Here is a 4,591-nt window from a genome sequence, read left to right on the forward strand (position 1 = left end):
CCGACGACCAGTACACGGTCTCTGGCGGCGCGGCGGCCGCGCGTCAGATGGCCGACGACGTCTTCCTCGCCTACAACATCATCGGCGCGGACCCGGCGATCGGGGCGCTGCCGGAGTTCGAGCGCCGGGGCACGCCGTACCTGTCGGTGGCGCTGCCGTACGCGCTGGCGCAGGACAGCGACGTCGCGTTCCTGTATCCGACGCCGCTGGAGCTCTTGGCCGAGGCGGTGCCCTCCTTCATCAAGACTCGGCTGGACCCCGATGGGAAAGCGACCGTGGCTGTGATGTGGGAGAACCAGGACATCATGCGCGACATGCGCGATCACTTCGGCAAGGCAGCCAAGGAAGCCGGCCTGAAGATCGCGGTGACGGAGAGCTTCGACCGTGACGCGACATCGTACGTGCAGAACGTCAAACGCGTCAGGGACGCCGGCGCCGACCTCGTGGTGCTGCTCGGCGGCGTGGCGGTCCCCGGAGTGCTCAAGGCGGCCAAGTCGATCGGCTACGAGCCGACCTGGACCGGCGCCGGCGCGTGGACATTCGACCTGATGAATGGCGTCTCCGGCGGGCTGATGGAAGGCATCGAGGCGCTGCGCGCCGCCCCCGCCGCGGACGCCCCGGACTACCAGGACTTCCTCGCCAAGCTCCACAAGACCCACGATCCCGCAGCCACCGACGAGATCGCGTACGCGGGCTGGGCCGGGGCGAAACTCATCGAGCAGATCCTGCTGCGGCTGGGCGACGAGCTGACCCAAGAGCGGCTGTTCACCGAGCTGGAGTCCACCAAGAAGAGCCCGATCAGGATCGACCCGCTGCCCCCGATCTGGTACGGGCCGGATCGGCGGTACGGCAGCGCAGCCGCCCTGCCGAGCCGTGTCGAGAACGGCAAATGGGTCGTCACCGGCGAGCCGGAGAGCCGGTTCAAGTGACCAGCGACCGCCAGTGCCGCGCCCGCGCGGCGGCGCCGCATACCGGGGGAGGTGAGCAAGGGTGAGCACCCTCGTGCTCAGCGGCGCCGTCGCGGGCGTGGTCTACGGCCTGGTGGCCTGCGCGATCGTGTTCGTCTACCGGGCGAGCCGCGTGGTGAACCTTGCCCAGGGCGACCTGGGGATGGTCGGGGCGTTTGTCTTCTTCTCGCTCACCGTCGCAGGCGAGGTTCCCGCGATTGCTGCCTTGGCGGTCGCGCTCGCCGTCGGGGGTCTTCTGGGGTGGTTGATGAACCACGCGGTCATCGGCCCGCTGGGCGAGCGCGACCCGGGCACGGGACTGGTCGTGACTCTGGCCGTCGCGACTGTGCTGCGCCTCGCCGCGCTGGAGGTCTGGGGCGGGTCGGCGTACCACTTCCCGTCATGGCTGCCCGGATGGAACGGGCTGCACCTCGGGGAGCTGGTCGTCCGCGGCGCTGAGGTGCTTGCCTTGTGCGTGGGTCTGACCTTCGTCGTCCTCGGCACAGTGCTGTACCAGCGGTCGAGGCTCGGCTTGCAGCTGCGAGCGGTCTCCGAGAGCCGCGCCGCAGCAGCCGCCCTCGGCGTGAACGTCACACGCGTCAGCGGGCACGCCTGGACGCTCGGCGGCGCGGTCAGCGCGGCGGCGGCGCTGCTCATCGCGCCGCTGACGCGATTCGACCCCCATTTCATGTTCGCCGTGATGACCAGCGCCCTGGTTGCGGCGCTGTTGGGAGGGTTCACCTCCTTCCTCGTCGCGATGTCCGCCGCACTGCTGATCGGCGTGCTCAACAGCGTCGTCGGCTTCTACTTCAGCGCGGCGGGCGTCAACAACCTGATCCTGCTCGGCTTCGCGATCACGGTGTTGCTGGTACGGCCGCCCACCGCTCTGAGGACGGTGACATGACTCGCACAGTCATCCCCGGTTGGCTTCTCAATCCCGTCGCAGCGTTCACGATCCTGCTGGCAGCGGCGTGGACTTTCGCCGCCCATGGAAACACCTACCTCGTCTACCTGTACGGCCTCGGACTCATCTATGCCACAGCGACTCTTGGGCTGCACCTACTCGCCAACGACACGGGTGACATCTCGCTCGCCCAAGGCGCCCAGGTCGCCCTCGGGGCCTTTGTGGGCGGGCACGCGTTCACGCTGATCCCCGCCCCGTTCAGCCCGATGGTGCTGGTGCTGGCGGCGACGCTTGCCGGCGCGGTCGCCGGGGCCGTGGTCTCGGTGCCGATGTTGAGGCTGCGCGGGCTGGCCGTCGCCGTGGTGACCCTGCTCCTGAACGCCGTGGTCTTCCATTTCGTGCTGCGACTCTCCGACTTCGTCGGAGGCTCCGGCGGGCTCAGGCTGCGGTCTGAGGACGTGCTGCCAGACAGCGACATCGAAGCCGTCGGTTGGCTCACAGTGATCACCATCGCCGTCGCGGCCGTCATTCAGCTGCTGCGCCGCGGCCGATTCGGCCTCGGACTGCGCGCCATCCGCGCCAACGAGGGTCTCGCCCGGTCGGTCGGCGTACCAGTGGAGGCCTACCGGATCGCCGCCTACACCGCGGCGGGCGCCTGCGCCGGTGTCGCCGGGGCGATGTGGGTCATCCTGCACCACGGAGTCGCGCCGTCGGCGTTCACCGACGCGTCCTCGCTGCTGTTGCTCACACTGGCGCTGCTCGGCGGCAGAGGCAGCATCGCCGGGCCGGTGGCAGCGGCGATCGCGATGGGCGTGCTGACTGGCGTCCTGGGCGAGTACGGCACTGTCGTGAGCTTCCTGGCACCCGTGGCACTGGTGTTCGTACTGATCAAACACCCCGGCGGACTCAACGAACAGCTACACATGGCGGGGGTTGGTCTGCGTGCGCTCGCCAGACGGCTCGCTGGCCGCGGCGCCGACCCACAACCAACCGAACCGGCAGTGGGCCCGCCAGCGCGAGCCATCGCCCCCGGTGGTTCTCTGGTGGCCGCTCGACCAGATCAGTCCGGGCCGCAGGTGCTGCGCTGCCAGGACGTGACCGTCGCGTTCGGGGGCTTGGTCGCGGTGGACCAGGTCTCTGTCGAGGTCCGCGGCGGCGAGGTGCTCGCACTGGTGGGGCCGAACGGGGCGGGCAAGTCCACGCTGTTGAACGCGATGAGCGGCCACGTCCGGGCCTCGGCGGGCGCGATCTGGCTGGCAGGCGCCGACGTGACCCGGACGTGGGCGCATCGCCGTGCCGCGCGCGGCGTGCGGAGAACATTCCAGGTCGGCGGCCACATGCCCGCCGAGACCGGGTTCGACCATCTGCGGCTCGGAGTCCACGTCCACGGCGACGAACCCCGCGCGGAACGCGACGGCGCCGCTGCCCGAATCGCCCGGGAACTCGGCGTCGCTCGCCGCGATCTCGCGTCCCCGCTCACCGACCTGCCAGCGGGCACCGCCAGGCTCATCGAGATCGGCGTGGCGCTGGCGGTTCCGGGTCAGGTCCTCCTGCTCGACGAGCCCACAGTGGGGCTCACGCAGCCCGAACGCCAGCGCCTCGCGGCCTTGCTCCGCGCCCTGGCCGGCGAGTGGTTGGCTGTTGTGGTCGTCGACCACGACACCGCCTTCATCAGACAGGTCGCAAACCGGGTGGTCGCGCTCAACGCGGGTCGGGTCATCGCCGAGGGCTCCCCGGACCGGGTCTTCGCTGACCCGGCCTTCATCGCCGCCTACCTCGGCTCCTCGGAGGTGCTGGTATGACACTGCTCCTGCAGGCGCGTGAGCTGATCGCTGGGTACCGGAAGCGGGCAGTCGTCGGTCCGATCGACCTGGACCTGGGGGACAACGACACCGTCGCGCTGGTGGGGCCGAACGGCGTGGGAAAGAGCACCATCCTCAAGACGCTCGCCGGTGTCATCCCACCCGTCGCCGGCGTGATCACCTACCAGAACAGGGCCGTCACCCGCAGCCCCGCGTACGCGCACGCCCGAAACGGGCTCGTGCTCGTCGGCGAGCACCGCGCCAACGTACTGAGGACACTGACCGTGCGAGAAAACCTCGACCTGGCCGCCGGTCAGGCGAAAACGCCGTCGACGTTCAACCCCGCCGGCCTGTTTCCACGGCTAGGCGAGCGGCGCCGGCAGCGGGCCGGCACGCTCTCCGGCGGCGAGCTGCAGATGCTCTCGTTGGCCATGGCGCTCTCGCTTTCGCCGAGGTGTCTGCTGCTCGACGAGCCATCCGCGGGACTCGCCCCGATCGTGCTGCAGGAGGTCAAACAGGCACTGGTCCGGCTGCGGTCCGCGGGCTTGTCCATAGTGGTCGCCGAGCAACGCCCCGATGTCGTGCTGGGTCTGTGCGACCGTGTCGCCACCGTGTCCGCGGCGGGACTGTCCTTCCTGGAGCCCGACGCCGACCTCTCCGGTGAGGCCCTGGTGTCCAGGTACTTCAACGGCGGCGCGTAGCCCGAAGTCTGCCGACGCGCCGGAGCTTCCCTTGGTCTCGGTCGCGATGGCCGGTCCGGCCGCTGGACGGGAAGCTTCGGCGCCCCGGCCTTGACGGGCTTGCCGGGCTTGCCGGTTTATCCGCGCGTCATGCGCAGACCTGCGTCGAGGCGAATGATCTCACCGTTGAGATAAGGGTTGCCGACCGCGGCCAGCACCAGGGCCGCGAACTCGTCCGGCCTGCCGGGTCGGCGCGGG

4 protein-coding genes are annotated in these 4,591 nt (G+C 70.0%); all 4 read left to right on the top strand.

The genetic code is table 11. The features are described 5' to 3' along the window. The coding region (locus ACRDSK_RS32010) for an ABC transporter substrate-binding protein (RefSeq protein WP_431445144.1) at window positions 1-929 on the top strand (929 nt) is incomplete at its 5' end. Between the two features lie 61 nt (window positions 930-990). Continuing rightward, the gene (locus tag ACRDSK_RS32015) at window positions 991-1,851 is read left to right on the top strand and encodes a branched-chain amino acid ABC transporter permease (protein ID WP_431445145.1); all 861 of its coding nucleotides are present in this window, start codon (window positions 991-993) and stop codon (window positions 1,849-1,851) included. Then, entirely contained in the window at window positions 1,848-3,653 is a 1,806-nt protein-coding gene (locus ACRDSK_RS32020) for a branched-chain amino acid ABC transporter ATP-binding protein/permease (RefSeq protein WP_431445146.1), read from the top strand. Before ACRDSK_RS32015 ends, ACRDSK_RS32020 begins: the two co-directional genes overlap by 4 nt. Continuing rightward, window positions 3,650-4,354 (top strand): ABC transporter ATP-binding protein, encoded by a 705-nt coding sequence (locus ACRDSK_RS32025; protein WP_431445147.1) that lies wholly within the window; start codon window positions 3,650-3,652, stop codon window positions 4,352-4,354. The genes ACRDSK_RS32020 and ACRDSK_RS32025 overlap by 4 nt, the downstream gene beginning before the upstream one ends. The last annotated feature ends 237 nt before the right edge of the window (window positions 4,355-4,591 follow it).

Origin of the sequence: Actinophytocola sp. (assembly GCF_050699915.1) — a bacterium.
Classification (GTDB): domain Bacteria; phylum Actinomycetota; class Actinomycetes; order Mycobacteriales; family Pseudonocardiaceae; genus Actinophytocola.

Bases quoted from the DNA above. Each gene is read 5' to 3' on its own strand.
- ACRDSK_RS32025 (WP_431445147.1), top strand. From the start codon at position 3,650: ATGACACTGCTCCTGCAGGCGCGTGAGCTGATCGCTGGGTACCGGAAG.
- ACRDSK_RS32020 (WP_431445146.1), top strand. From the start codon at position 1,848: ATGACTCGCACAGTCATCCCCGGTTGGCTTCTCAATCCCGTCGCAGCG.